Raw genomic sequence first — 25,192 nt, forward strand, 5'->3', positions numbered from 1 at the left:
AGTTTAGTTGATTAAACACTGATCTGGGCTTTAAATCTTACATGCAGCTAACAACTACGCATAAATTATCTACAAAAAAAGGAGCTATATGCTCCTTTTTATACACTTAATAAACAGCACTATTAAAATTTAGGGCCGCCACCCATCATCCCTGGTGGTAACATGCCTTTCATGCCGCGCATCATTTTCTTCATGCCACCTTTGCCTTTCATCTTCTTCATCATCTTCTGCATTTGCGTAAATTGCTTAAGCAGTTTATTGATTTCTTGCACCTGAGTGCCAGAACCTGCAGCAATACGTTTTTTACGTGAGCCTTTGATGATTTCTGGGCGAGCACGCTCTTTTGGCGTCATAGAGTTGATGATAGCTTCCATTTGTACGAAAGTTTTATCACCCATCTGGCCTTTTACAGCGTCTGGTAGGTTTTGCATGCCTGGCAGCTTATCTAGCATCGACATCATACCGCCCATGTTCTTCATCTGACGAAGTTGCTCAGCAAAGTCATCTAATGTGAAACCATCACCTTTAAATACTTTTTCGGCAACTTTAGCGGCTTTCTCTTTATCTACTTTCATTTCGACTTCTTCGATTAATGAAAGTACATCACCCATACCTAGGATACGAGAAGCAATACGGTCAGGGTGGAATGGTTCAAGAGCATCAGTGCGCTCACCTACACCCATAAACTTAATTGGCTTACCGGTAATATGACGAATCGATAATGCAGCACCACCACGAGCATCACCATCCGTCTTGGTTAAGATCACACCACTTAGAGGAAGCGCTTCATCAAATGCTTTTGCAGTGTTTGCCGCATCTTGACCTGTCATCGCATCAACAACGAATAAGGTTTCGATTGGGTTAATCGCATTGTGAAGTGCTTTGATCTCGTCCATCATGTCGTTATCGACGTGTAAACGACCTGCAGTATCAACTAATACCACATCAATGAATTTTTTCTTCGCGTGAGAAATCGCGTTGTTTGCGATATCAACCGGCTTTTGTGAAATGTCACTTGGGAAGAACTCAACACCCACTTCATCAGCCAGTGTTTCAAGCTGTTTGATTGCTGCCGGACGATAAACGTCGGCACTCACAACTAATACAGACTTCTTTTTACGCTCTTTTAAGAATTTAGCTAGTTTACCAACACTGGTCGTTTTACCAGCACCTTGTAAACCCGCCATCATCACGACCGCTGGCGGCTGTGCATTAAGGCTTAGCTCTTCGTTAGCTTCACCCATGGCTTTTTCAAGTTCTTCACGAACGATCTTAATAAAGACTTGGCCAGGGCTTAAGCTTTTTGTTACCTCAACACCTACGGCGCGTTCTTTAACTTGCTTAACGAATTCACGAACAACAGGTAATGCAACGTCCGCTTCCAAAAATGCCATGCGGACTTCGCGTAATGTATCTTTTATATTGTCTTCAGTTAGGCGTCCGCGGCCACTGATATTTTTTAAGGTTTTACCTAAGCGTTCTTGGAGATTCTCAAACATGTAAAGGTTCCGATAAAACGTGTTGCACCTGCAATGTACATAAATCAAACAAGTTTGGTGACAATACAGGCAATATTAAAATTTAATTCCTAGCAGTATACCGTAAATGGTGGTCGACAATACAGTGTTCAAGTGTGCAGTTTGAGTTTCTTTTTACAAACTCTATGCTTTTGCCTTGCTATAAAATACAATGGCATCAAAGAAACAAGGATTTATCGATATAAATTAAGTGGCCAAAACACGATGATTATTAGTTTAACTATTATTGCTAGTTTGTTTTATGTGTTAGCAACGTCACATGTGCTATCACGCCTTTTCCACAAACAAGGTCCAAGCCAAAAACTCACAGTGATTCTTAGCACTGTGGCTATCCTTGCTCATATGCTATTACTGGTTAATTCAGTTTTTCGTGCTGACGGTCAAGATTTAAGTATCGTCAACGTTGCTTTATTAACCTGTTGGGTCATTGTGGTGTCGGTGACTGCTGTGTCTCTCAAATTCCCTGCAACTTTATTGTTGCCAGTTGTGTATGGTTTTGCTGCCTTACTGACTCTTGCCAGCTTATTTATCCCGCATCATGTGATTTTGCAATCAATCGATGTTGAACTTGGTTTAGTTACTCACATATCCTTATCACTGCTAGCCTACTGTGTTTTGATAATTTCAACACTTTATGCAGTACAGTTTTACTTTATTGATAAACGCCTAAAGCGCAAAGACTTGGCAATTGTTCACAGCCATCTTCCGCCTTTAATGGTTGTTGAGCGTCAGCTATATCAATTACTCACGCTGGGTACTATCTTACTGACTTTTGCTCTCCTTTCTGGGTTTATCTTCTTAGAAGGAATGTTTGCCAGTGAGTTTATCCACAAAACAGTCTTATCATTAATTGCTTGGCTCATTTTCACCGTGGTCACTGTAGGTCATTTACGCCAAGGCTGGCGTGGAAAGCCTGTGGTGTTTTCGATCATGATAGCCGCTTTTATCTTGTCACTTGCTTATTTTGGCAGCCGTTTCATCCAAGAAGTGGTTCTAAATAAGTTTTAACTTGACTCAGCAAGCTGTCTCTAGCTTAATATGCACTGATTTATAAAAAAAGGATCCATCCTTGGACGACATATCGACTAGTACCCTGTTTATTATATTGGGATTATTGATACTTATTTCTGCTTATTTTTCTGGTTCTGAAACTGGAATTATGTCAATCAACCGTATTCGCCTGCGTCATCTTGCTAAAGAAGATCACCGTGCAGCGAAGCGTGTCAGCAAACTATTAAGTCGCCCTGACAGACTCATTGGTCTGATCTTAATTGGTAATAACCTTGTAAATATCGCTGCAGCACAGGTTGCAACGATTATTGGTATTCGTTTGTATGGTGATCTCGGTATCGCTATTGCAACCGGCGCGCTAACGCTGGTTGTTTTAATCTTTGCCGAAGTAACGCCAAAAACACTTGCTGCGCTCTACCCAGAGAAGGTTGCTTTTCCAAGTTCAATTGTACTTAAAGGCCTTTTGAAAATCCTTTTCCCATTTGTGGTTATTGTAAACTGGATGACCAACGGCATGTTACGCTTGTTTGGTATTACTACAGCACAAATTGAAGAGCACAGCTTAAGTAAAGAAGAACTAAAAACTGTGGTGAACGAATCAGGTGCACTATTACCTGCTCGCCACCAAAGCATGCTGACTTCAATTTTAGATTTAGAGCAAGTCACTGTTGAAGATATCATGATCCCACGCAACGAAATTGTTGCTATCGATATCAATGATGACTGGAAGCTTATCAGCCGCCAACTTACTCATGCACAGCACACTCGCGTTTTGTTGTATCGTGACCAAATTGATGATGCTGTTGGCTTTATTCACTCACGTGATGCACTGCGCCTATTAACTAAAGAGCAGTTTGATAAACCATCACTACTGCGTGCGGTACGTGAAATTTACTTTATTCCTGAAGGCACATCACTGAACACGCAACTACTTAAGTTCCAGCAATCAAAAGAGCGTATTGGCTTAGTCGTTGATGAGTATGGTGATATTCAAGGTCTAGTAACACTTGAAGATATTCTTGAAGAAGTTGTGGGTGATTTCACTACAACGCAAACGCGTACACCGAGTGAAGAAGTAACAGAGCAAGATGATGGCTCAGTACTTGTTGATGGCGGTGCTAATATTCGTGATTTAAATAAAGAAATGGGTTGGGAGCTACCGATTGATGGCCCGAAAACGCTAAGTGGTTTAATTGTTGAATACTTAGAGGACATCCCAGACTCAAACCTAAGCTTGCGTATTGCCGGCTACCCTATTGAAGTTATTGAGATAAAAGAAAATATGGTGAAGTTAGTTAAAGTTATTCCAAGTAAACGCACTGAATAGCTTTCAACTTAACCTAAACAAAAGGAGTAGCTTGCTACTCCTTTTTGCTACTTATAGCTTAATTACCTCTGAAGATTCACATTTTAAAAGCTAACCCGCACAACCAAACACAAATTCCTCTACTATTATTTTCTTTTGCATATATTGATATAAAAGGGAAAATAATGGACGAAATATCGATCGAGAAAATCTATAACCAAGCCATTGAATTACTGATGCTTTACGGGCCGAAGTTTATTCTGGCAATTTTGGTTCTAATCATAGGTTGGTGGCTAATTGGTCGTATTGCCAATATGGCTGAAAAATCAATGAATAAGGTCAAATTCGAAGTTGGCCTTACGCACTTTTTAGTCTCTTTTATCTCAGTCATTCTAAAAATACTATTACTGATCTCTGTTGCTTCGATGATTGGTATAGAAACCACGTCATTTATTGCAATGCTAGGTGCTGCTGGCCTTGCGGTGGGCATGGCACTACAAGGTAGCCTTGCTAACTTTGCAGGTGGCGTGCTTATTTTATTCTTTAAACCTTTTAAAGTGGGTGATGTAATCGAAGCACAAGGCTATATGGGGAAAGTTGTTGAAATACAAATTTTTGTCACCGTTTTACTCACCTACGACAACGAAAAAATCATTATCCCTAATGGCACGCTATCAAACGGCTGCGTTAAGAATAAGTTCGCAGAACCTCTACACCGTGTTGCAATCGAATTTGGTATTAGTTACGGAGATGATGTTCATAAAGCACGTGATGTGCTTATGAGCGTGCTTGATGATTATGATTTGGTATTAAAAGACATTGAAGATAAGAAACCATCTGTTCATGTTAGCCAGCACGGTGAAAGCCATATTGGCATGTTGGTATGGGCGTGGGTAGAGTCTGATAACTACTGGCCAGTGTATTTTGGCTTGTACGAGCGAGTTAAAATTGCCTTCGACGCTGCTGATATTACTATTCCATTCCCGCAAAGGGATGTTCATATTCACCAGTTTCCTGGTAAATAAAGAAAAAGAAGCCCGCTAATTGATGCGGGCTTTTTATTTATGTATTAACTAAATAAACGCTCAAACCAGTTCTTATCTAAATCTGCTTCACATTTTTTAAGTTGAGCGCCATAGCGGCTTGCTCGATGTTTAACTTTATTTGCAACACTCATTAGCCACTTCTTACTTTTGTATGTGCCTCGCTTATAGCCGCCCCACCCTTCGTGATAATTAAGGTACTGCGCATAGGCATCCCACTTTGATATACCATTTACTTTATGGGTTTTGTAAACGAACCAAGCCATAAAATCGATTGCATCGTCAAAATCATCTCTGTCTGCACCGCTATTACCTGTTTCGCGAATGTAATCAGACCATGTTGGGGTTTTTGCTTGTGAGTAGCCATATGCCGAGCTGGCACGGCCGATTGGAATTACCCACAAGAAGTACTCCATTGGCGGCGCTGCATCATGACGAAATGAACTTTCTTGATACATCATGCTCATCAGTACATGTTTTGGCGAGCCCCATTTTTCTTGTGCATCACGGGCATCGTAATACCAATCGGGTTTTTCTTCAAAAATTTTACAAATATCATGAGGTTGCTCAGGAGGAGCCGTTGCACAACCAGCCAATGATGCGGCCAGCGATAAAATAATTATACTTTTTTTCATTTTTTTATGGATCTCGCTGAACTTTTTCTCATCAGGTCAGTCTGAACTTATGAATGCAGCAGTATAGCATTGTTTCATCCCTGAAGAATCTTTGACGCAGCCTCCCTAGGCTGCGTTTTTTTATGCCTACAACATACTAAGCTTTAGAAAAATAGTCATCTAAAAATGCAGTGAAAGATACACTGTCTGCCGCTTTAACTTCACGCTCTTTAAGCACCGAGTCAGCCGCTTGTTCTGCCAAAAATGTTTGATCATAAAATTGGTAATCTGCATCAAGGTGACTTTGCTTGTACTGCTGTGCAAGTGCTAAAGCGAAATGATCATTATCCTGGTTTTCATTTGCAAGTGCTGCTACATATCTACCAGAAAAGGTTTTACTAGGATCCTCGACCCAGGTTACCATTTCTTTTATAGTTTCAGAGTAATAGCTCACACCGTAAGCTTTATCCATGTACTGTGCTACTGGGTGTAATTTATCAAAAATAGCATGCGCCCACTCAGTTAAGCTAGTCGCCCGCCCCTCTTTTGTTAACATTAACTCTGGATCACGACCATCATTAACGACCGCATCTAAATTTGCAGTACTTAATTTTTGCTCTTGCCAATCCATTTCTGGAGATTCGCTTAATAGGCAATAGGTTAAGAAAACATCTAAGAAGCGGATTTGCTGTAGATCAATTCCAGTTTCACTAAACGGATTAACATCCAATGCACGTACTTCTATATATTCTATACCGCCACGTAACAACGCATCAGTCGGTGTTTCACCCGAAGCTGCATTACGCTTAGGACGAATTGGCGAGTAAAACTCGTTTTCGATTTGCAGTATGTTTTTGTTTAACTGCTTTGGTTCAGCACTTTTATAATCATCAAGATGACCATACAAATCCGAAGATAAGTGGATTGCTTCTTTTAACCCAGCCACATATTCTTCTAATGAGTTATACATAACACGTAAAGACGATTGTGCACTATTTGTGTAGCCAAGATTTCCCAGACGTAGTGCTGTACCGACTTCTAAATAAAGCGTGCCTTTACCTAATTTTTTAAAGGGTAAATCTGTTTCACGCCCTTGTAGAAACGAATTACACAAAGCCGGTGAAGCACCAAACAAATAACTGATAAGCCAAAGCTCACGCTTAAAATTGCGGATCAGACCTAAATAACCTTGTGATATAAAGTCCGACAAGCTTACTTTACTTTCATTTAGCTGATATAAGCTCTGCCATAAGGTTTCAGGAAATGAAATATTAAAGTGAACACCAGCAATCGCTTGCATCATACTGCCATAACGATTTTTAAGGCCTTCACGATAAAGTGTTTTCATACGCCCTATATTTGAATCACCAAACTGCGCCAATACAATGTCGTCTTGATGCTCAATAAAACATGGCATACTAATCGGCCATAGAAGTTCATCATTCATATGTGACAATGTGAACTTTTGTAAGTCTTTTAGCTGGGCTAGGGTTTGCTCAGCTGATGTGCTCACTGGAGTGATAAATTCTAGCAAAGATTCAGAAAAGTCAGTCGTGATATGCTCATTAGTTAGCGCACTCCCCACGCCTTTTGGATGCCCCAGCTTTGATATGTGACCACTTGGTTTGATCCTTAAAGCTTCTCGCTCGATACCACGTTTAATCCCATTAATTGCGTTAGGAAATTGAGCTGTTAACGCTGCTAGCGTTTTATTTAAATCATGTTTTATCAAAAATGCTTCCTCGAGCCAGGTGGCTTTAATCCTAAGTGTATGGGGGCTAAAAATAATTACTCAAGAGCCAATTATAAGTTTCTGAAAAGTCCTTACACTGAAAGTTAATCTTGCCACTGTAAGTCATATTATACAATTGCTTTAGTGACCGCTGTGACGAGTATAAATTTTATTAGTGCAAACAAAGACCGAAACAAGATAACAATTCTTTCATCCAATACTAAAGAACTAGAGCAACCATATTTTTTCTGCTTCGTTATTGTTCTAGATCAATTCTCTTAAACAATTTTTAAAAGTTTAACAAAGATCAATCCTCAAGCTCTTCCCTTACATTTTTCTGAGTTTATAATCCGCGCACCATAAAAAAGTATATTTCAAGGACTCATATGCGTCGTGGGCAAGAAATCATTAATCAGGAAGTAACATACTCTGACAATCAAGAGCTTGTCTCTACCACTGACTTACGTGGTGTTATCACATACGTAAATAAGGAATTTTGTGCTATTGCTGGTTACAGCGAAGAAGAACTTCTCGGAAAAAACCATAACATAGTTCGCCACCCAGATATGCCCAAAGCGGCATTTAAAGAGATGTGGGAAAAACTAAAACAAGGTCACTCTTGGCGTGGCATGGTGAAGAACCGCTGCAAAGATGGTCGCTACTATTGGGTCGATGCGTTCGTAACGCCAATTTACGAACATGGGCAGTTAGTTGGCTATCAATCTGTACGTACCAAACCAACTGAGCAATTAAAGAGTCGTGCAAAAGCGCTCTACACTAAAATTAATGATGGTAAATCAATCGCATCATTGCGTGAGAATATTTCACTAAGACAAATAGTGTCTGCGATTTTATTGGTTGCAGGTATTGTTGGTTTAGCTGTGGCCGCGTCATGGTTGGTTGCTTTAGCCGCATGTGCGCTTATAGCGCTACTTTTTGCTCTAAATTATGACGAACTGGTAGTTACGCCTAGCCATTTAAAGCAGCAACGTGCAGAATTTGATTCTGTCTCACGTTACGTCTATTGCGGTTCACACCCTTTTAGTATTGCTGCCTACAATCAGCAAATGCTGTTTGCAAAGCTCAGAACGGTGCTCGGTCGTGTTAAAGACTCTACGTACTCGTTTAAAGATATCGCCACTAACTTAGACAAGCAATCGTCACTAACTGAGCAAGGCATTGCGGCACAAGGACAACGCTTAAGTGACATTGCTACGGCAATGACACAAATGAGTGCAACTATTGGTGAGATTTCTGCAAATACACATCACACTGCTGATAAGGTTAAAACGACTTACCAAAGCTGTAACGATATCAAACTGCATATTGAAGATAACAGCAGTATGGTGTCTGATCTGGCTAACCAGGTTGAACAAGCAGCAAGCACCGCTAACTCTCTAGCTAGTGAAGCAGACAAAATTGGCCAAGTGATGAGTGAGATTGAAGGCATTGCCGAACAAACAAACTTATTAGCACTGAATGCCGCCATTGAAGCAGCACGCGCAGGTGAACATGGTAGAGGTTTTGCGGTTGTAGCAGATGAAGTCCGTGCACTTTCTTCACGCACTCAAAATGCGACAGCGCAAATTCATAGCTCGATTAAAGAGATTCAAGATACATTATTTAGCTGGTCTAAAGTGATGCAATCAACAAAAGAGCAAGCAGACTCGTGTGTTGATACCACCGCCCATACACAAACTGAGCTTGCGAGCATTTTTGCACAGATCAATGAAATATCAGGTCTTGCCACTGAGATCTCAACAGCTGCTGAGGAACAACAAGTTGTCAGCGCCGATATTCGTGAAAATGTTGAAAGTATCAGAGGTCATAGCGAAGAAAACTTAAAGCATAGTTACAACGTAGCGAAAGATGCAGCGGGACTTGTTGAAGGCTCACGCAAAGTAAACGATATGCTATTAACCTTTAAAGTTTAAAGCTGATTAATACAAAAAAGCCGCATCATTATCGATGCGGCTTTTTGTTTTTAATGCTAATTATCGACTAGAGAATACAAGTCCATTCTCATCAGCATCAATATGAATGATGGCACCTGGCTGGTAATCCCCGCCTAATAATCGCTGTGCTAATGGGTTTTCAATGGTATGTTGAATAGCACGTTTTAAAGGCCTTGCACCATACACAGGATCAAAACCACTTTCTGCGATGCGGTCTAAAGCTGCATCTGTAACTTCAAGAATGTAGCCTTTTTCAGTTAATCGCTCACGTAGCTTACTTAACTGAATATCAGCAATTTCTTTAATGTGCTCATTAGCAAGTGGGTGGAATACCACGGTTTCGTCGATGCGGTTAATAAACTCAGGGCGGAACTGACTGACCAATACACCCATCACTTTTTCTTTCAACCCGGCATAATCATTTGAACCCGCTTGCTCTTGGATAATATCTGAACCCAAGTTAGAGGTCATGATGATCACCGTATTTTTAAAATCAACGGTGCGACCCTGACCATCTGTTAAGCGGCCATCATCAAGCACTTGCAGTAAGATGTTAAATACATCAGGGTGCGCTTTTTCGACCTCATCCAATAAAATGACTGAATACGGACGACGGCGTACAGCTTCAGTTAAATAGCCGCCCTCTTCATAGCCAACATAACCCGGAGGTGCACCGACTAAACGTGCCACCGAGTGTTTCTCCATAAACTCCGACATATCAATGCGCACCATGGCATCTTCAGTGTCAAACATAAAGCTGGCTAGTGCTTTTGTCAGCTCAGTTTTACCCACCCCTGTTGGGCCTAAGAATAGAAATGAACCGATTGGGCGATTTGGATCAGCAAGCCCAGCACGAGAGCGACGAATTGCATTCGCAACAGCGACAACGGCTTCATCTTGACCAATCACTTTGTGATGTAATTGATCTTCCATTTGCAGTAGTTTTTCACGTTCACCTTGCAGCATTTTCGATACCGGAATGCCTGTCCAGCGCGATAAAATCTCCGCAATTTCGTCTTCACCTACTTGGTTTTTAAGCAAGCTCATTTCTTGCATTTCAGCTTGCGAAGCAAGGTCGAGTTTACGCTCAAGCTCAGGTATACGACCATATTGTAGTTCAGACATGCGCTGTAAATCACTAGCACGACGTGCCACTTCTAAATCAAGGCGCGCTTGCTCAAGCTCAGCTTTAATAACTTGCGTGCCTTGCAATGAGGCCTTCTCGGCATTCCACACTTCGTCTAGCTCGCGGTATTGTGCTTCAAGTTCAGTGATCAGCTCTTGCATTTCGGTGCGGCGCTTTTGACTCGCTTCGTCTTTTTCTTTCGCCAGCGCATTGTCTTCCAGTTTTAACTGAATAATACGACGTTCAAGCTTATCTAAAGACTCTGGTTTTGAGTCAATTTGCAAACGAATTGAAGAACCCGCTTCGTCAATTAAATCTATTGCCTTATCTGGTAATTGGCGATCGCTGATGTAACGGTGCGACAACTGCGCCGCAGCAACAATAGCCGGATCGGTAATATCAACTGAGTGATGCAGCTCATAACGCTCTTTTAAACCACGTAAAATCGCAATGGTGTCTTCAACCGATGGTTCATCAACAAACACTTTTTGGAAACGACGCTCAAGTGCCGCATCTTTTTCGATGTATTGACGATACTCATCAAGGGTCGTGGCACCCACGCAATGTAACTCACCACGGGCAAGTGCAGGCTTTAACATATTACCCGCATCCATTGCACCGTCTGTTTTACCTGCGCCTACCATAGTATGAATTTCATCAATAAAAAGGATGACTTGACCTTCTTCTTTGGCAAGTTCATTCAATACTGATTTTAAACGCTCTTCAAATTCACCACGGTATTTAGCACCCGCAACCAAAGCACCTAAATCAAGCGATAATACTCGCTTGTTTTTTAAGCCCTCAGGTACTTCACCATTGATAATTCGCTGCGCAAGGCCTTCGGCAATGGCTGTTTTACCTACGCCCGGCTCACCAATTAATACCGGATTATTTTTAGTACGGCGTTGTAATACTTGGATCGTACGACGAATTTCGTCATCACGGCCAATAACAGGGTCAAGCTTACCTTGCTCTGCTCGTTCAGTTAAATCGATGGTGAATTTTTTTAATGCCTGACGGGTTTCTTCAGCATTTGGGTCGTCAACCTTCTGACCACCACGAATAGCCTCAATAGCCGCTTCAATTTTGCTAGAAGTAATATTCAGCGCTTTAAAAATATCGCCTAATGGACCTTTATCGTCACACGCTGCAAGGACAAATAACTCACTCGAAATGAATTTATCTTTTCGCTTTTGAGCATACTTATCACACAAGTTAATTAACGAAATCAGGTTATTTGACAGCTGAACATCACCACCAATACCTTCAACTTTAAACAGTTTTTCGATTTCTTGAGATAACTTGGTATTTAACTCATCAGCACTGACACCTGCTTGCGCAAGTAGCGCACGCACGCTTGAACCATTTTGCTGAAGCAATGAATACATTAAATGCACAGGCTCAATAAATTGATGATCGCGCCCAAGTGCTAATGACTGCGCATCTGAAAGCGCAGATTGAAATTTACTTGTAAATCTATCTAAACGCATAAGGGTTTACCTATTAAAAAATCTAATTGCTTAATTAATGGGTATGCTTAGTGATTTGTTCAAGTAAAAGAAGAAAATTTAATCGTATAAAAGGCGTATTAATTGCGCCAGATCAAGCTAGCCATACGGCCTGTTTGTCCGTCGCGGCGATAAGAGAAAAACTGTGATTTATCAGTGACGGTACAGTACTCACCACCATATATTTTAACCACCCCTAATTGTGCCAGTTGCTGACGTGCCAGTAAGTAGATATCAGCCATGTATTTTTCGTGCTTGGCTGTAAAAGCTTGTTGATGCACTGGGTTTTGTGAGCAAAAACACTCTTTTACTTCTGGCCCGACTTCAAATTGCGAAGGACCAATGGCAGGGCCTAACCAAGCAATAATATCGCTCGCTGGCGCTTGAAAATGCGAAACTGTGTTTGCCACTATACCTTGTGCTAAACCACGCCAGCCACCATGTACAGCGGCGACTTCATCGCCTACACTCGAACAAAGTAGTACCGGCAAACAGTCTGCAGTCATTATAGCAAGCGGCTGCTTTACTAAACGGGTGTAGAGTGCATCAGCAGAGCGCACGAGACTTAAATCAGACTCTTCATCAATCACGACTACATCGCTGCTATGTGTTTGGTTTAACCACACAGCAGGGTTTGGCAGCTGATTTGTAAGTAACGCGCGATTTGCAAGCACGGCTTGCTCATCATCACCAACATGTAAACCCACATTAAAACTATCAAAGGGTGCAACTGATACACCGCCCTTTCGGGTCGTACTCAATGCACTAACAGTGTTTGGGGCAGTCCATGCTGGTGTGATCATAACGCTTAAAACTCGATATTTGGGTTTGCTTTAGTATCAGCGCGTAATGCTTCTGTCATTGCAGCCATATCATCTGGAATAGGGGCTTGCCAAGTCATTAGCTCACCCGTAATTGGGTGTGCAATTGATAGTTTTACAGCATGCAATGCTTGGCGTTTAAAGTCGCGTAGCATTTGAAACAGCTCTGGCGTCGCGCCTTTAGGCGGACGTGGGCGACCACCATACAGTTGATCGCCAACTAATGGGTGGTTTAAATAAGCCATGTGTACACGGATTTGGTGAGTACGGCCTGTTTCTAGACGTAAACGTAAGCGTGTATGTGCACGGAATTTTTCTGCAACACGATAATGCGTAACCGCTGGTTTGCCCATTTCATGCACGGCCATGTGAGTACGCTTTGTTGCATGACGACCAATTGGTTTTTCAACCATGCCACCAGCAGTCATTGTGCCATTACAAATTGCTTCGTATTCACGGGTGAAGTTTTCACGCTTTTGTAGCGCAGACACTAAATGTGTTTGTGCCGGAATTGTTTTCGCCACCACCATTAAACCAGTGGTGTCTTTATCTAGACGATGCACAATACCCGCACGAGGTACATTAATAATATCAGGATAATGGTGCAGTAAAGCATTTAATACCGTGCCATCTGGGTTACCCGCACCTGGATGAACGACTAATCCCATTGGTTTATTAATTACCAAAATATCATCGTCTTCATAAACGATGTTTAATTTGATATTTTGTGCCTCATATTCACGAGGGGCTTCGATGGTTGTTTCTACACTCACCATTTCGCCACCGAGTAGTTTTTCGCGCGGCGTGTTTAATATTTCGCCGTTTACAGTGATTTTATCATCCAAAATCCACGTTTTTATACGTGATCGAGAATAATCAGGGAACAATTGCGCTAATACTTGGTCTAGACGTTTACCGCCAAGGTCAATTGGAACCTCGGCTTGGAGAGAAATTTGCTCTGACATTAGTAACTTTACCCAATTTACCAGTGCAAGCTGTGCTCGACTGGGTTAGAATCGCTTTAATATAATACGTATAGTTTACTCGGTTTTCCTCACTTGGCCTAGCCGAAGACATCGAAGGTAAGAAATAAAATGATAAATAAAATAGGGAAACGTGCGTTCGCCATAGTTTTTTCAGTATCTGTACTTGGCTTAGGTGCCTGTTCATCAGCACCCGATCAAGAAGATATCCAACGCGTTCCTAATAAATCTGCGCAAGCTTTATATGAAGATGCAAAACAAACATTAGATTCTGGCTTATATGCGCGTGCAATTGAGCTATTAAGTGCGATTGATTCTCGCTACCCTTTTGGTCCTTTATCAAAACAAGTACAAATGGACTTAGTGTATGCGCATTATCAAGCAGGTAATACTGAGCAAGCACTCGCAACAATCGACCGTTTTATTCGCTTAAACCCAAACCACAAAGATTTAGATTACATGTACTACATGCGTGGCTTGGTAAACATCAAAGCCGATGAAAACGCATTCCAAGAATATTTTGGTGTAGACCGTGCTGACAGGGATGCAAACCGCACTCGTGTTGCGTTTACTGATTTATCGACGCTTTTAAAGCGTTTTCCTAACAGTGCTTATGCACCAGAAGCAAAAAAGCGTTTAGTATGGTTACTTAATAAAATGGCGCGCTACGAGTTAAAAGTTGCAGAATACTACTATGAGCGAGAGGCGTACCTTGCTGCAGCAAACCGTGGTAAATACGTGGTTGAACACTACTCACAAAGCAGCTACCTTGATCAAGCACTTGAGATCATGGAAAAAAGCTACAACAAACTTGGCTTACCTGAGCTAAGTGAACACGCTAAAGCAACACGTGAAGCTAATAAGCGTTAAAAATAAACTAAAAGCAAAAAAGGCGCCTAAGGCGCCTTTTTTAATATTTGCGATCGAATATACCCAAACCAGCTCAAGGTGCGAGTTTCAGTTGGAATTAAATCGCGTCTTCATCTTCTTCAGCGGTACGAATACGTACAACACGCTCAACGTCAGTGACAAAGATTTTACCGTCACCAATTTTACCTGTTTGCGATGTTTTAACAATAACATCGATAGCACGATCAACATCTTCATCGCTTAATACGATATCTAATTTTACCTTAGGTAAAAAGTCCACCATATACTCAGCACCGCGATAAAGCTCGGTGTGTCCTTTTTGACGGCCAAAGCCTTTTACTTCGCTTACCGTCATACCTGTGATGCCCACATCTGATAATGCTTCGCGTACATCATCAAGCTTAAATGGTTTAATAATTGCTTCGATTTTTTTCATTGTACTGGTTACTTATTATTTCTCGATTGCCTCGATTTTAGACAATCCCATTGCTGATGGCAAACAAAGCTATGAATTACGGTGATTAAATCAGCAATCATGATATTATTAAACAAAGTGATTCAAAATAGAGACAAAAATGAAATCATTGCAACAGGGTTTTACATTATTGGAGTTAATGGTCACGATTGCTATCGTAGGTATTATTGCAACTATTGCGATCTGGGATAGCTCAGACCTACTAGAAAATGATAGAGCGGAAAGCTATTTGCAAGAACTTAAACGCAATTTAAGTTTTGCCAGAGCAAAAGCTACTACTAGCGATGCTGTTGTGGTTGTTTGTAGTGGAAACACGTCAAGAATTGAAAGAAATAGACGAGTCCCATGTCTAAACGATTGGAGTCAAGGCACTGTATTCGTATTTTTCGATTCGAATCAAAATGGTATATACAACCCAAAAGTTGGCGATATCATTTTAAGGGTAATGGAAGAAATACCTGATAATAGTCAGTTAGCATTTTCAGGAGATCGCTCTTTAATATTCGATACCAGCGGTATGCTCACTTCAAATCCAGGAAAATTCACTTACTGCCCCTCTAAATCTAATGATGATAACAATAAACAACTTGAGGTTTTCAAATCTGGTACTGCTTTATATCTCGACAGTACGAAAGATGGCTGTAATTAAGCTTGGTAAATTGACAGCCCACACTCTCGAATTATAGTTAAATAAACAGTCGCAATTTTGGAGTCTTCAAGGATGAAGGCATTTACAACTCTGCGCAGCCTCAATGGAGCGACGTTAATTGAAAGCCTAATAGTGTTATCAATTTTATCACTCCTGCTGCATTTCGTCTTATTTGAATATAAGCCACTTCTGGCCAAAAACCGTTTAGAAAGCAACATGCAAACGGTGAAAAGAGCGCTGCAGTTTACTCGCCTAAAAGCGCAAACAAATGATGCCTATGTCACCTTCTGCGCCTTAAAACACAACAGATGCAACAACGCTATATGGCACAAATCGTTAACCGTTTTTGTAGACAGAGGCGTGCTAGGTGTATTTGAAAGTGGTGATACTAAACTAATGGAAATCGAAGCTATAAGTAAGTTTGACATGCTGACGTACCAACGTCATGCAGTTACGTTTAGTCCAGCGGGTATGCCGATGGGATTAGGCAATGGTACTTTTATTTACTGCCCTGAATATAGTAAAGCAAGCCTCAAAGGGCTTGCAATTAAGGTCAGCCCGATAGGCCGAGTTAGATTAATTGATACAGATAAATGCTAAAGTCTATTTACCCCAACAGGTGCTTGAGTCAGCAGAACCTGTTGACGTTTTTAAACCCGTATCAGAAATAGACAATGTTTTACATTCGGCATCTTGTAACGGCGGTCCAGACTCAGGTGTTGCCTTGAATGTAAATGTACCTGCGTCATTATCTACCTCGACACTAATGGTATAAAAGTTACTTTCTGTCGTCGTAGAAACACCTAAATCAGCAATTGTGCTTGTATATTCTCGATTATCGACAAAATACTGCTCTTGCTTATTAGCTGCATCTAATAACGAAGTAATTGCCTCAGTTCGAGCAGTACGTTTTACGTGCTCAAAATAACTAGGAATAGCAATGCTCGCGATGATCCCTAAGATAGCTACAGTAATCATAAGCTCGATTAGCGTAAAACCGTTGTGACCCTTTGTTCTTATAAAGTTCATTTTTTAAAAACCTATATGATTGTTTTTTACAGGAATTACCCCTATTTGTTCTTATCTTAGATGGCTAACAATAATTATGCAATTAAGGCGAATATTCAAATCGCTACCACATGCTCTGCCTTAACATCTAAGGCAGAGTATTCGCTTAGTGCTTTATTGGCTATTATCGTTTCGCTCTTGCTTGTAGATGAAAGTTTGTTGAGTTTTAAAGCCAAAACCAGTAGGGACAGCGTCACTAACAAGCTTAATTTTACCGTCTTCAACTGTTAGCCCTGGTCCTATGGTATCTTTAACCTTAAATGGGTTTTCTTGCCCCTTGATACCAGGTCCAATTGTTAAAAACTGACTTACCTCTTCAACTTTAATGTCGGTATCTTTAATGTTATCTGGATTTTCAGGATCTGGGTTCTCAGGATCTGGGTTCTCAGGGTCTGGGTTCTCAGGGTCTGTTATGTCATCACAGTAACCATTATTATTATTATCAACACAACTATTTCCCACGCCAAAATACAACTGTGGGGTATCCGGAACATCGTTAGAAGTAGTATATTTTAAACTATCGTAAACCTTTGTGCCATAGTGTAAATGAAAGGCATATACGCTTCCTGAGCCTCCAGTTAACGAGCACTGATTAGTTGTCTCAGTTGCGGAAGCAGGGGTATAGCTTGTGAAATAGGCAACTCCCCCTATAACTGTACTCGCAGCAAGTGATTTTTCTCCCACTGACGGAAGGTTATAATACCAGCCTTTATAGGCTCCAAGTTCAACTTCAAGCTTGGTAAATTTATCGACATTATCCAGCGCATTACCAAATGGATCTGAGTCCATATTCATTAAATCAGATTGAGTGATTACTTTGGGTACGTCACTATCTACAAAAGATTGAGTAACTGTATTAATGTCTCGAATCATGAAAAGTTGATCATTGGTTACTGTTGCAGTTGGCTTTGAACGATTACCACTGCCAACTAAAACTGCATCAAAGGGTGTATCTCTTCGAGTAAATATTTTTTTCCCATTAATAGTTGTTTCTGTTACCTTGCTGAACATAGTTCTTGCTATCAGCGGTTTGTAGAAAAAACGTCTATCTTGCGTGCTCAAAGGACTACCTAGACTTGCTAGTTTGAAGTGAGTCCAAGGACTATCAGAGCTATTTGGTTTATCACTCGGCATATCTATTCGCCAAATATCCCCGCCTGTGTCAGTTGCATATAAACGGTCAACAAAGCCATCATAATCCGAATCAAGAACACTAACATCAGCTGCAATACTGTGCTTACCTTTGAAACCGTTTTCGTTTGGAGTTAGTGCCCAAATCTTATTCCCTGTTTTCGCATCAATAATATAGATCCCACGACCTTTCTTATCATCTGTTCGAATAACGTTATCCTTGTTGGTGTCGTAACCTGCACCAAAAATCAACACAGGGCGGTTTTTATAACCTTCCATATTAATATAGGTAACCGTAGGCTTAGACCAAGTTTGACCTAACTCTTTGAAGTCACCAGAACCACCCTTAATTGGTTGATTCCAAAGTAAACTTGGTGAGTCGGGATTTGTAATATCTAAGCCATAGTAATAATTACCACCACGCCTCAAACCAAAAAATGCCCAAACACGATCACTCCCATTTACCACACCATCATTATTTTTGTCATCGAAAAATACAGATATTGGGCCATCAACACCATATACTTTGGTGTTTGCTTGATTCTCTCGTAGCGGCTTAATTATTTTGTACAAACTACTAGGAATAAATGCCCAGCTTTCCTTAAGAACGTCCTTTTTATCCTGGAAAAAGTGTAAGAAGCCTGCATTTGTACCAATTAAAATGCGAATGTCATCATTGCCATAATCAATTGTAACGGGTTTAGAATGTAGCGGATCACCGAAAATATCTTGTCGCTGATCTACTGAAGACGAATCGCCATCCTCATTATCAACATCTATCCCACGCGCCCAATCAATTGTTTTTTGTAATTGCGACTTATCAATCCCAAACAGCTTCGCGGCCTTATCATCACCACCTAAGGCACTCGAAACATTTGCTTTGGTAAAATCTACTAGGCTAGATTTACCCGCGTCTGTGTATAACTTTCGCGATGCCAGTTGTGTTAAATGCAAATTTACACCACCACGTTGTACTGTGTTTCCATCAGCCTCTTCATTACTTGGTAACCAGAATGTTTTTGCTTCTTTTGAAATCAGACCATCTTCATTTAGTGCTGATTTACCTGTTGAGTCAACAATTTGATCGCCTGAAACTTTTAATTTTTTCAAATTTCCACGCCAACGCGCGCCCGTTTCAGGGTAAAACATAGCGTAATAAATCGATTCTCGGCTACGCGTTTGATCAGCATTATTACTTGCAACAGATGGTGAAGTGAAACTATCGTTAACTTCGCGAATTTGTGTGATCGTATTTTTCAGCGCTTCGGATAATTGCTCCGATGTATTCGCATGCAGGTACTGCCCACCGCCTAACCTAGCGGTTTCCGAAAGTAGAGTTTTACCGTTATTACTCATCCCACTACCAAAGCCGATGGTATATACACGCCCTGTTTCATGGATATCCGTTGTGGTTGGCCTTAAGTCGACTTCAACATCATCAGTGCCATGTATGATCTGAGCTAACTTGTGTAGAAGAACCCCTGCAATTTTATCGTCATTTGATAATGAGCTACCAAAATACGACTTATATAATGCGCTAATATTAGAGTCTTGCTCATTATCAGATCCTGCAGATGGGTCCCCATCTGTCATGTAGATAATATTAACGGAGTTATCACAGCGCTTTACTTCATCAGAATTATCAAATGGTGAAATATATGAGAAATTAGTGATGACTTCATTTTCCCAGCGACACCCCCACCAGTAACATTTACGAACTCTGTTTGTTGTAGTTGATTTATTCTCTACGGAAGTATCACGTAAAAGCTCATTGACTTTTTCACCATAGAATAAGTTTTGCCCTGTAATATATAAGTATGCTTCCCACAAAGTTTCAGTCAGCGGCGTACCACCATCAGCAGGTAAATTGGCAATCGTCGTTTTCAACGTTGACATTGGCGAGCCAATACCAGCAAGTACATAACCACCTTCAGTACTATTAAAGCGCATTATGCCAAAATCAATATCATCGTTACCATCAACCAGTTTAGTAATAGCATCTTGTGCAACGCCTAACCGACTATCTGAACACGGGATATACAAACCATTTGAGAACCCGCAACTGTTACCCGAACTAGTAGAAAAGGCCATACTTCCAGAAGTATCGAATACAATTAATACGCGTGGTTTTTCATCGAGATCAACATTATGATTTACATAAAGCTCTATATCTTCTGCTGAACTAGAAAAGCTAACCGCAGCAAAGGCACAAAGAAGTATCCTGTTTACTGTTTTACTAATTTTCATTACTTCTCCCGTCACCTTAATGCTATTAATTTAGCGATTAGCTTTGTTATTGCCGAACTTCTGCTTTGTGATTTTCTGCAGCAGTTGAAAACCTTAACAGTGCGATAAATTACAACACCCTTATGTTTGAGTTGCTGCAATACTTATACAGAACCATAAAAAAGGCTAAAAAGCATTTTATAAAATTCAAACACGCTATAATTATTATAATAAAAAGCTACTACTATTCCACACTTTTCTTATCTAAATTAATAATAGAAAAAATAATTAAGGCATAAAAGAGAAATAAGAAAAAAGACCGGAAAATAATCCTGAATGGGTTGGTAAAACAGCGGAGATAAAAAATAAAAGTATAAAATAAACAGCAACTTAATAGAAAGTAGAAATATTAATTTAATATAGAAAAAACACTGACGATGAGTTCACCCAGGTTAAGCTTATAAAACGGGTGACTGAGAAAATAAATACTCAAAAACTCATAAAGCCAGTGTTCAAAAAAGGATGTTATTTAATCTAGTAACTTCTGTCGTTCTCTTCTTTTTTATATATGTAAGTTTGTTGGACTTTAAAACCAAGAGGTTCATCACTCACTAATTTTATCTCTCCATTTTCAATAGTTAAACCAGGTCCATTTACCCCTTTGACTTTAAATGGACTATCTTCACCTATGATTTTGGGCCCAACAGTCATAAATTGGCTTATCTTTATTTGCTCAATTTCACCTTCGTAGTCATCACAATAACCATTACCGTTTGTGTCTTTACAGCTGTCAACCTCTCCAAAAAAGAGTTTTGGGGTGTCTGGTACATCAGTACCTGTCTTAAACTTCAAGTTATCATATATTTTTGTACCGTAATGAAGGTGAAATGCGTATAGACTTCCCGTACCTGCACTCAATGAGCATTGGTTTTCTGTGCTATCGTCAGATGCTGGAGAAAAGCTAGTATAATAAGCAACACCACCAATTACAGTGCTAGCAGCAAGCGATTTTTCACCTGCAGAAGAGAGGTTATAATACCAGCCTTTAAATTTCCCTAATTCCACTTCAAGGTCAACAAAGGTATCTATATCTTTCAAAGCGCTACCGAATGGATCTGAGTCAACATTCATTAAATTCGATTGAAAAATAACATCAGGAACATCATTACCTTTAAATGACTTAGTAACCGTATTGCTATCTCTAATCATAAATAGCTGGTCATTTGCCAATGTTGAAGTCGGTTTAGCTCTATTACCGCTACCAACCAATATTGCATCGTATGGAAAATCAATTCTAGTTGTCTCTGATTTGCCATTGATTATTGTCTTAGAAACTTTACTAAATACAGCCCGAGCTACCGTCGGTTTATAAAAAAATCTACGATCATTACTTGCAAGTTGGCTGCCTAAACTTGCGAGCTTAAAATGCGTCCATGGTTGTTCAGAATCTTTTGGGTTTTCGCTTGGCATATCAATACGCCATATATTACCGCCAGTATCCGCAGCATAAAGCCGATCAATATAGCCATCATAATCTGAGTCTAATAAGCTGATGTCTGAAGCAATACTATGTTCACCGGTGAAATCATTTTCATCAGGTGTTAATCCCCAAACTTTTTCGCCTGTCTCTGCATCTACAATATAAATGCCACGTCCTTTGTTATCATCACTTCGAAGCACATTATCTTTATTAGTATCATAACCTGCGCCAAAAATTAGTACTGGTCGGTCTTTAAAGCCATTCAAGTTAATATAAGCAACTTCTGGTTTAGACCAGGACTGGGCAAGTTCTTTAAAATCACCAACCCCACCTTTTAATGGTTCTTTCCATAACAGTTTAGGTTGATTTGGGTTAGTGATATCAAGTGCATAATATTCATTCCCGCCTCGTCTTAGGCCAAAAAATGCCCATACTCTATCTGAACTATTAACAACACCATCACCGTTTTTATCATCAAAGAAAACTGAAATAGCGCCATCAACACCGTAGACTTTCGTATCTTGTGTATTATCTCTCAGTGGTTTAATAATTTTATACAAGCTCCGGGGTATGAATGCCCAGCTTTCGGCCAATACATCATTTTTATCTTGAAACATATGCAAATAGCCTGCATTAGTTCCAATTAAAATACGAACGTCATCATTACCATAATCTATAGTTACAGGTTTTGAATGCAGGGGATCACCAAAAATATCTTGACGAGAATCATCTGTTTTCCCATCGTTATCTTCATCATTAACATCCAAACCTCGCGACCAGTTTATGAGATCTTCTACCTCATCGGGTGAAGATTCAAAATCAACGGCAGCTTTGGCGATTGTATTATAGTGGAATACTACTCTATACCTTGTAAAATTAAGTAACCTTCCCCCTGAAAGGTTAGTAAGAACCTTTCTACCGGTATTTGGTAAGCTTGAAATATTTGCAAGATATGAGTTAACACCACCTAACTCAACTGCATTCCCATCTGGTAAATCGGAATTTGACCAAAAAGTTTTAGCTTCTTTTGCTATCAACCCATCACTTTGAATGGCGGACTGCCCATTAGCATCGACTATAATATCGCCCGAAACCTTCAATTTTTTCAAATTACCACGCCAACGGGCATTAGTGCTGGGATAGAACATAGTGTAATACAAACCATCTCTACTACGAGTTTGATCGGCATTATTTGAGGCTGTCGATGGAGCCGTAAAAGTTCCGGACTCATTTCTAAGAACCGCAAACGTTTCTTTGAGCTTTTCAGATAATGCTGTTCCATCACTGGCAAAAAAGTATTTCCCACCTCCAAGTTCAGCAGTTTTCTCAAGTAAACCCTTTGCAGGCTTACTGAGACCATTACCAAAACCAATTGTGTAAATAATACCTTGATCATGAATTTTAGGCGTCTTTTTATTTAAATCGACAATCACTTCATCTGTTCCGTGTATTACTTTTGCAAGCGCCGCTAAATAGTTTAGATTATGTTCATGACCATAAAGAGGGGCAGGCTCTGAGAAGTAGAATTGATTAAGCTTTTCAATATCAGCGTCTCGCTCATTATCATTCTGAGGCTCGCCATCAGTTATTAGCAGTACATTTACAGTGTTATCGCACCTTTTATCACCGGTTAGCTTTGTATCAAATGGAGAAAGGTATTTTTTTCCAATTTCTGCTTTTGTATCTCTCTCATCTACGGCAACTAAGGAACCAAAATCAACTTTTTGGCCAGTTAAGTACATGTAAACTTCCCAAAGTGACTCGGTGACAGGAGTCGAGCCTCCTGCTTTGATCCCACGAATCAAGTTTTTTAGGGTATTATGCTCTGTGCCTAAGCTCGCTTTTACATACCCCCCATGAGAGGGAGCAAAACGGTTAAAGCCAAAGTCCATATCAGAATTATTCTCAATTGTTTCAATTATGATATCTCTAGCAGCTGCTATTCTACTTTCGGGGCACTCAACTAAGTAACCTCCCGTAGGGTGATGGCAACGACTGCCATCAGTTGCTGAGAAAAGCATACTTCCTGATGTATCGAGTAAAAAAATAACTCTTTGTTTTTCTTTTAAGTCATGGTCATAATTAACGTACAACTCCGTATCATCCGCATACCCACTACAACCAATGAATAAAAAACTAATAACTGAAAGCTGACATAATAAGTTTAGTTTTCTCATAAAATTTTCCTTATCAACCACCCGTATTCAGGCTCGCCATTTCCTGGGCAACCCCTGTTGTAATTGTCAAAGTATGCTTACTTTTAGTGCCATAGGTAATGGTGGTATCAACTTGAACCATGTTGCAGGAGATACCTGCAGTGAAGTTAAATTTACGCGGACAAGGCAAATCAAGAACACCGTTATTTAAATTTGTCATCGTATTGGTTGCGCCACCAACCTCTCCCATAGCAAATCCACCATCAGGGATTTCTGCTGCTTTCATTAAAAATGCACTGTTGCCACCTGCGGCAGCTTCGTTTGCAATTACTTGCTGAACAGTTCCTATTAATTCATTTTCTGCTGTTTCTCGCTCTTGGGCGGCATTAGTAATTTTAATATCTATGCTACTACTACTCATCAAAGAAACGGCAATACCTGTAACAGCTACCACCATGATCAAAGCAACGATTAACACCACCCCTTGTTGTTTCTTTTGCAAGGTTAAATGCGCCATAAATTTGCTCCAACATTATTTAAACGAATCGTTGTAGTAAACACCGCCCGACGATAATTATCTGTAAAGGTTAATTCTTTTCTGCTTGCATCTTCACCAAGCGTATACTTTTGATTTTTGATTTTTAGATTCGGATCAGGCAATAGCGATCTAACTAATAAAAACACTTGTACTGTCAAAATACCACGGCGGTTCTCCCAATCACTGTTCGTCATTTGACTAATACTTCTATAAGTATCTACACGGCTGTTGTTCGTGGTATCTAGACCAAATACAAAATGCATATTCTCCACGCCTTCCATCACGCTTTCAGTTTCCATTTTCTTTTTCACTGTTAGGCGTTTTCGGCGTAAAACAGGGACTTTAATTGATTGGTCATTTATCGTGTATGAGTCTTCAAAGATGTAGTAAACATGATGACGGTAACGCCAAATCGTCGCATTACCATTGATAGTTGAGGCCGCGATTGGGCCTTGTCTAAATTCAGCCCGTTCTTGCTCAGCAATGAAGTAATAATAGTCATTGCTCGTCTGGTTAGGTTGGATCTGCAGCCCTTCAAGAAACTTCATCTGTAAAACTTCAGTATTTTTCTTTGCATTGTTGATACAACTAAGCGCAGAACCATCTGAGGTTTCTACAGCATAAACCGAGCGAAAATTACTAGTTGCACTGTCAGCAGGGAAGCTCGCATTATTGAGGCCTTCTGAGCAGTCACCTGTAGGGTTATTTACAGCATCCGTATTGGTATTTTCGTCTGAGAATGAGTCTTCATAGAATGTCCCCCAAAAGCCAATTTGTTCTATATCACGCTGCATGATATTTAAAGCTAACCGACCTGTTTCCTGCAATTCACCAATTGTCATGGTGTCTCGTGTTGTTACTTTCATACTTAAATAAGTAAACATCACCCCACCAAGCACTATGCCACCAATGAATAAAGCGACCATCATCTCAACAAGTGTAAATCCAGTTTGCTTTTTCAT

Annotated in this window: 19 protein-coding genes; 7 read left to right on the forward strand and 12 right to left on the reverse strand. The window is 40.2% G+C overall.

What is annotated here, in order from left to right; all coding sequences use genetic code 11:
- Nucleotides 1-122: 122 nt before the first annotated feature.
- Nucleotides 123-1,499, reverse strand: a complete 1,377-nt coding sequence (gene ffh / locus ISP07_RS01680) for a signal recognition particle protein (protein ID WP_209326576.1) — start codon at nt 1,497-1,499, stop codon at nt 123-125.
- Between the two features lie 243 nt (nt 1,500-1,742).
- On the opposite strand from ffh, the gene ISP07_RS01685 reads away from it, so the two are divergent.
- The 3 genes from ISP07_RS01685 (at nt 1,743) to ISP07_RS01695 (ending at nt 4,880) form a co-directional block, all read left to right on the forward strand.
- Nucleotides 1,743-2,546, forward strand: a complete 804-nt coding sequence (locus ISP07_RS01685) for a cytochrome C assembly family protein (protein WP_054551738.1) — start codon at nt 1,743-1,745, stop codon at nt 2,544-2,546.
- A gap of 61 nt (nt 2,547-2,607) precedes the next feature.
- On the forward strand, nt 2,608-3,876 hold the full coding sequence (locus ISP07_RS01690) for an HlyC/CorC family transporter (RefSeq protein WP_130051057.1): 1,269 nt from the start codon (nt 2,608-2,610) through the stop codon (nt 3,874-3,876).
- A gap of 164 nt (nt 3,877-4,040) precedes the next feature.
- A complete protein-coding gene (locus ISP07_RS01695; RefSeq protein WP_138601540.1) occupies nt 4,041-4,880 on the forward strand; it encodes a mechanosensitive ion channel family protein in 840 nt (279 codons plus the stop codon).
- A 44-nt stretch (nt 4,881-4,924) separates the two neighbouring features.
- Here ISP07_RS01695 and ISP07_RS01700 read toward each other — a convergent pair whose 3' ends face one another.
- Complete coding sequence (locus ISP07_RS01700; protein ID WP_054551741.1) at nt 4,925-5,533, reverse strand: hypothetical protein; 609 nt, start codon at nt 5,531-5,533, stop codon at nt 4,925-4,927.
- Nucleotides 5,534-5,669: 136 nt separating this feature from the next.
- Nucleotides 5,670-7,244 (reverse strand): glutamate--cysteine ligase, encoded by a 1,575-nt coding sequence (gene gshA / locus ISP07_RS01705; RefSeq protein ID WP_209326577.1) that lies wholly within the window; start codon nt 7,242-7,244, stop codon nt 5,670-5,672.
- Nucleotides 7,245-7,630: 386 nt separating this feature from the next.
- On the opposite strand from gshA, the gene ISP07_RS01710 reads away from it, so the two are divergent.
- Nucleotides 7,631-9,178 (forward strand): methyl-accepting chemotaxis protein, encoded by a 1,548-nt coding sequence (locus ISP07_RS01710; RefSeq protein WP_209326578.1) that lies wholly within the window; start codon nt 7,631-7,633, stop codon nt 9,176-9,178.
- Nucleotides 9,179-9,238: 60 nt separating this feature from the next.
- Here the strand turns inward: ISP07_RS01710 and clpB are convergent, their stop codons facing one another.
- The 3 genes from clpB to rluD all read right to left on the reverse strand — a co-directional run bounded on the left by clpB (nt 9,239) and on the right by rluD (nt 13,619).
- The gene (gene clpB, locus ISP07_RS01715; protein WP_209326579.1) at nt 9,239-11,815 is read right to left on the reverse strand and encodes an ATP-dependent chaperone ClpB; all 2,577 of its coding nucleotides are present in this window, start codon (nt 11,813-11,815) and stop codon (nt 9,239-9,241) included.
- A 98-nt stretch (nt 11,816-11,913) separates the two neighbouring features.
- Nucleotides 11,914-12,636, reverse strand: a complete 723-nt coding sequence (pgeF, locus tag ISP07_RS01720; RefSeq protein ID WP_209326580.1) for a peptidoglycan editing factor PgeF — start codon at nt 12,634-12,636, stop codon at nt 11,914-11,916.
- Nucleotides 12,637-12,641: 5 nt separating this feature from the next.
- A complete protein-coding gene (gene rluD / locus ISP07_RS01725) occupies nt 12,642-13,619 on the reverse strand; it encodes a 23S rRNA pseudouridine(1911/1915/1917) synthase RluD (protein WP_054551746.1) in 978 nt (325 codons plus the stop codon).
- A 129-nt stretch (nt 13,620-13,748) separates the two neighbouring features.
- On the opposite strand from rluD, the gene ISP07_RS01730 reads away from it, so the two are divergent.
- The gene (locus ISP07_RS01730) at nt 13,749-14,507 is read left to right on the forward strand and encodes an outer membrane protein assembly factor BamD (RefSeq protein ID WP_054551747.1); all 759 of its coding nucleotides are present in this window, start codon (nt 13,749-13,751) and stop codon (nt 14,505-14,507) included.
- Nucleotides 14,508-14,604: 97 nt separating this feature from the next.
- Here ISP07_RS01730 and ISP07_RS01735 read toward each other — a convergent pair whose 3' ends face one another.
- Nucleotides 14,605-14,943 (reverse strand): P-II family nitrogen regulator, encoded by a 339-nt coding sequence (locus ISP07_RS01735; protein WP_054551748.1) that lies wholly within the window; start codon nt 14,941-14,943, stop codon nt 14,605-14,607.
- Between the two features lie 139 nt (nt 14,944-15,082).
- Between ISP07_RS01735 and ISP07_RS01740 the strand changes: the two genes are divergently transcribed.
- Nucleotides 15,083-15,631, forward strand: a complete 549-nt coding sequence (locus tag ISP07_RS01740; protein ID WP_209326581.1) for a GspH/FimT family pseudopilin — start codon at nt 15,083-15,085, stop codon at nt 15,629-15,631.
- 72 nt (nt 15,632-15,703) lie between these two features.
- Nucleotides 15,704-16,231: a GspH/FimT family protein gene (locus ISP07_RS01745; RefSeq protein WP_209326582.1), complete on the forward strand. Its 528-nt coding sequence runs from the start codon at nt 15,704-15,706 to the stop codon at nt 16,229-16,231.
- A 3-nt stretch (nt 16,232-16,234) separates the two neighbouring features.
- On the opposite strand, the gene ISP07_RS01750 is transcribed toward ISP07_RS01745, so the two are convergent.
- The 5 genes from ISP07_RS01750 to ISP07_RS01770 all read right to left on the reverse strand — a co-directional run bounded on the left by ISP07_RS01750 (nt 16,235) and on the right by ISP07_RS01770 (nt 25,192).
- Nucleotides 16,235-16,660: a type IV pilin protein gene (locus tag ISP07_RS01750; protein ID WP_209326583.1), complete on the reverse strand. Its 426-nt coding sequence runs from the start codon at nt 16,658-16,660 to the stop codon at nt 16,235-16,237.
- A 153-nt stretch (nt 16,661-16,813) separates the two neighbouring features.
- Nucleotides 16,814-20,077: a pilus assembly protein gene (locus tag ISP07_RS01755; RefSeq protein WP_209326584.1), complete on the reverse strand. Its 3,264-nt coding sequence runs from the start codon at nt 20,075-20,077 to the stop codon at nt 16,814-16,816.
- 513 nt (nt 20,078-20,590) lie between these two features.
- Entirely contained in the window at nt 20,591-23,713 is a 3,123-nt protein-coding gene (locus ISP07_RS01760; RefSeq protein WP_209326585.1) for a PilC/PilY family type IV pilus protein, read from the reverse strand.
- A 13-nt stretch (nt 23,714-23,726) separates the two neighbouring features.
- Nucleotides 23,727-24,209 (reverse strand): pilus assembly PilX family protein, encoded by a 483-nt coding sequence (locus tag ISP07_RS01765; protein WP_054551754.1) that lies wholly within the window; start codon nt 24,207-24,209, stop codon nt 23,727-23,729.
- On the reverse strand, nt 24,197-25,192 hold the full coding sequence (locus ISP07_RS01770) for a PilW family protein (protein WP_209326586.1): 996 nt from the start codon (nt 25,190-25,192) through the stop codon (nt 24,197-24,199). The genes ISP07_RS01765 and ISP07_RS01770 overlap by 13 nt, the downstream gene beginning before the upstream one ends.

The sequence above is a fragment of the Pseudoalteromonas sp. PA2MD11 genome, assembly GCF_017808125.1.
GTDB lineage: Bacteria > Pseudomonadota > Gammaproteobacteria > Enterobacterales > Alteromonadaceae > Pseudoalteromonas > Pseudoalteromonas simplex.

Excerpts from the sequence above, each read along its gene's own strand:
- ffh (WP_209326576.1), bottom strand. The coding sequence starts at position 1,499 with ATGTTTGAGAATCTCCAAGAACGCTTAGGTAAAACCTTAAAAAATATC.
- ISP07_RS01685 (WP_054551738.1), top strand. The coding sequence starts at position 1,743 with ATGATTATTAGTTTAACTATTATTGCTAGTTTGTTTTATGTGTTAGCA.
- ISP07_RS01695 (WP_138601540.1), top strand. The coding sequence starts at position 4,041 with ATGGACGAAATATCGATCGAGAAAATCTATAACCAAGCCATTGAATTA.
- ISP07_RS01700 (WP_054551741.1), bottom strand. The coding sequence starts at position 5,533 with ATGAAAAAAAGTATAATTATTTTATCGCTGGCCGCATCATTGGCTGGT.
- ISP07_RS01710 (WP_209326578.1), top strand. The coding sequence starts at position 7,631 with ATGCGTCGTGGGCAAGAAATCATTAATCAGGAAGTAACATACTCTGAC.
- clpB (WP_209326579.1), bottom strand. The coding sequence starts at position 11,815 with ATGCGTTTAGATAGATTTACAAGTAAATTTCAATCTGCGCTTTCAGAT.
- pgeF (WP_209326580.1), bottom strand. The coding sequence starts at position 12,636 with ATGATCACACCAGCATGGACTGCCCCAAACACTGTTAGTGCATTGAGT.
- rluD (WP_054551746.1), bottom strand. The coding sequence starts at position 13,619 with ATGTCAGAGCAAATTTCTCTCCAAGCCGAGGTTCCAATTGACCTTGGC.
- ISP07_RS01730 (WP_054551747.1), top strand. The coding sequence starts at position 13,749 with ATGATAAATAAAATAGGGAAACGTGCGTTCGCCATAGTTTTTTCAGTA.
- ISP07_RS01735 (WP_054551748.1), bottom strand. The coding sequence starts at position 14,943 with ATGAAAAAAATCGAAGCAATTATTAAACCATTTAAGCTTGATGATGTA.
- ISP07_RS01740 (WP_209326581.1), top strand. The coding sequence starts at position 15,083 with ATGAAATCATTGCAACAGGGTTTTACATTATTGGAGTTAATGGTCACG.
- ISP07_RS01745 (WP_209326582.1), top strand. The coding sequence starts at position 15,704 with ATGAAGGCATTTACAACTCTGCGCAGCCTCAATGGAGCGACGTTAATT.
- ISP07_RS01750 (WP_209326583.1), bottom strand. The coding sequence starts at position 16,660 with ATGAACTTTATAAGAACAAAGGGTCACAACGGTTTTACGCTAATCGAG.
- ISP07_RS01755 (WP_209326584.1), bottom strand. The coding sequence starts at position 20,077 with ATGAAAATTAGTAAAACAGTAAACAGGATACTTCTTTGTGCCTTTGCT.
- ISP07_RS01760 (WP_209326585.1), bottom strand. The coding sequence starts at position 23,713 with ATGAGAAAACTAAACTTATTATGTCAGCTTTCAGTTATTAGTTTTTTA.
- ISP07_RS01765 (WP_054551754.1), bottom strand. The coding sequence starts at position 24,209 with ATGGCGCATTTAACCTTGCAAAAGAAACAACAAGGGGTGGTGTTAATC.
- ISP07_RS01770 (WP_209326586.1), bottom strand. The coding sequence starts at position 25,192 with ATGAAAAAGCAAACTGGATTTACACTTGTTGAGATGATGGTCGCTTTA.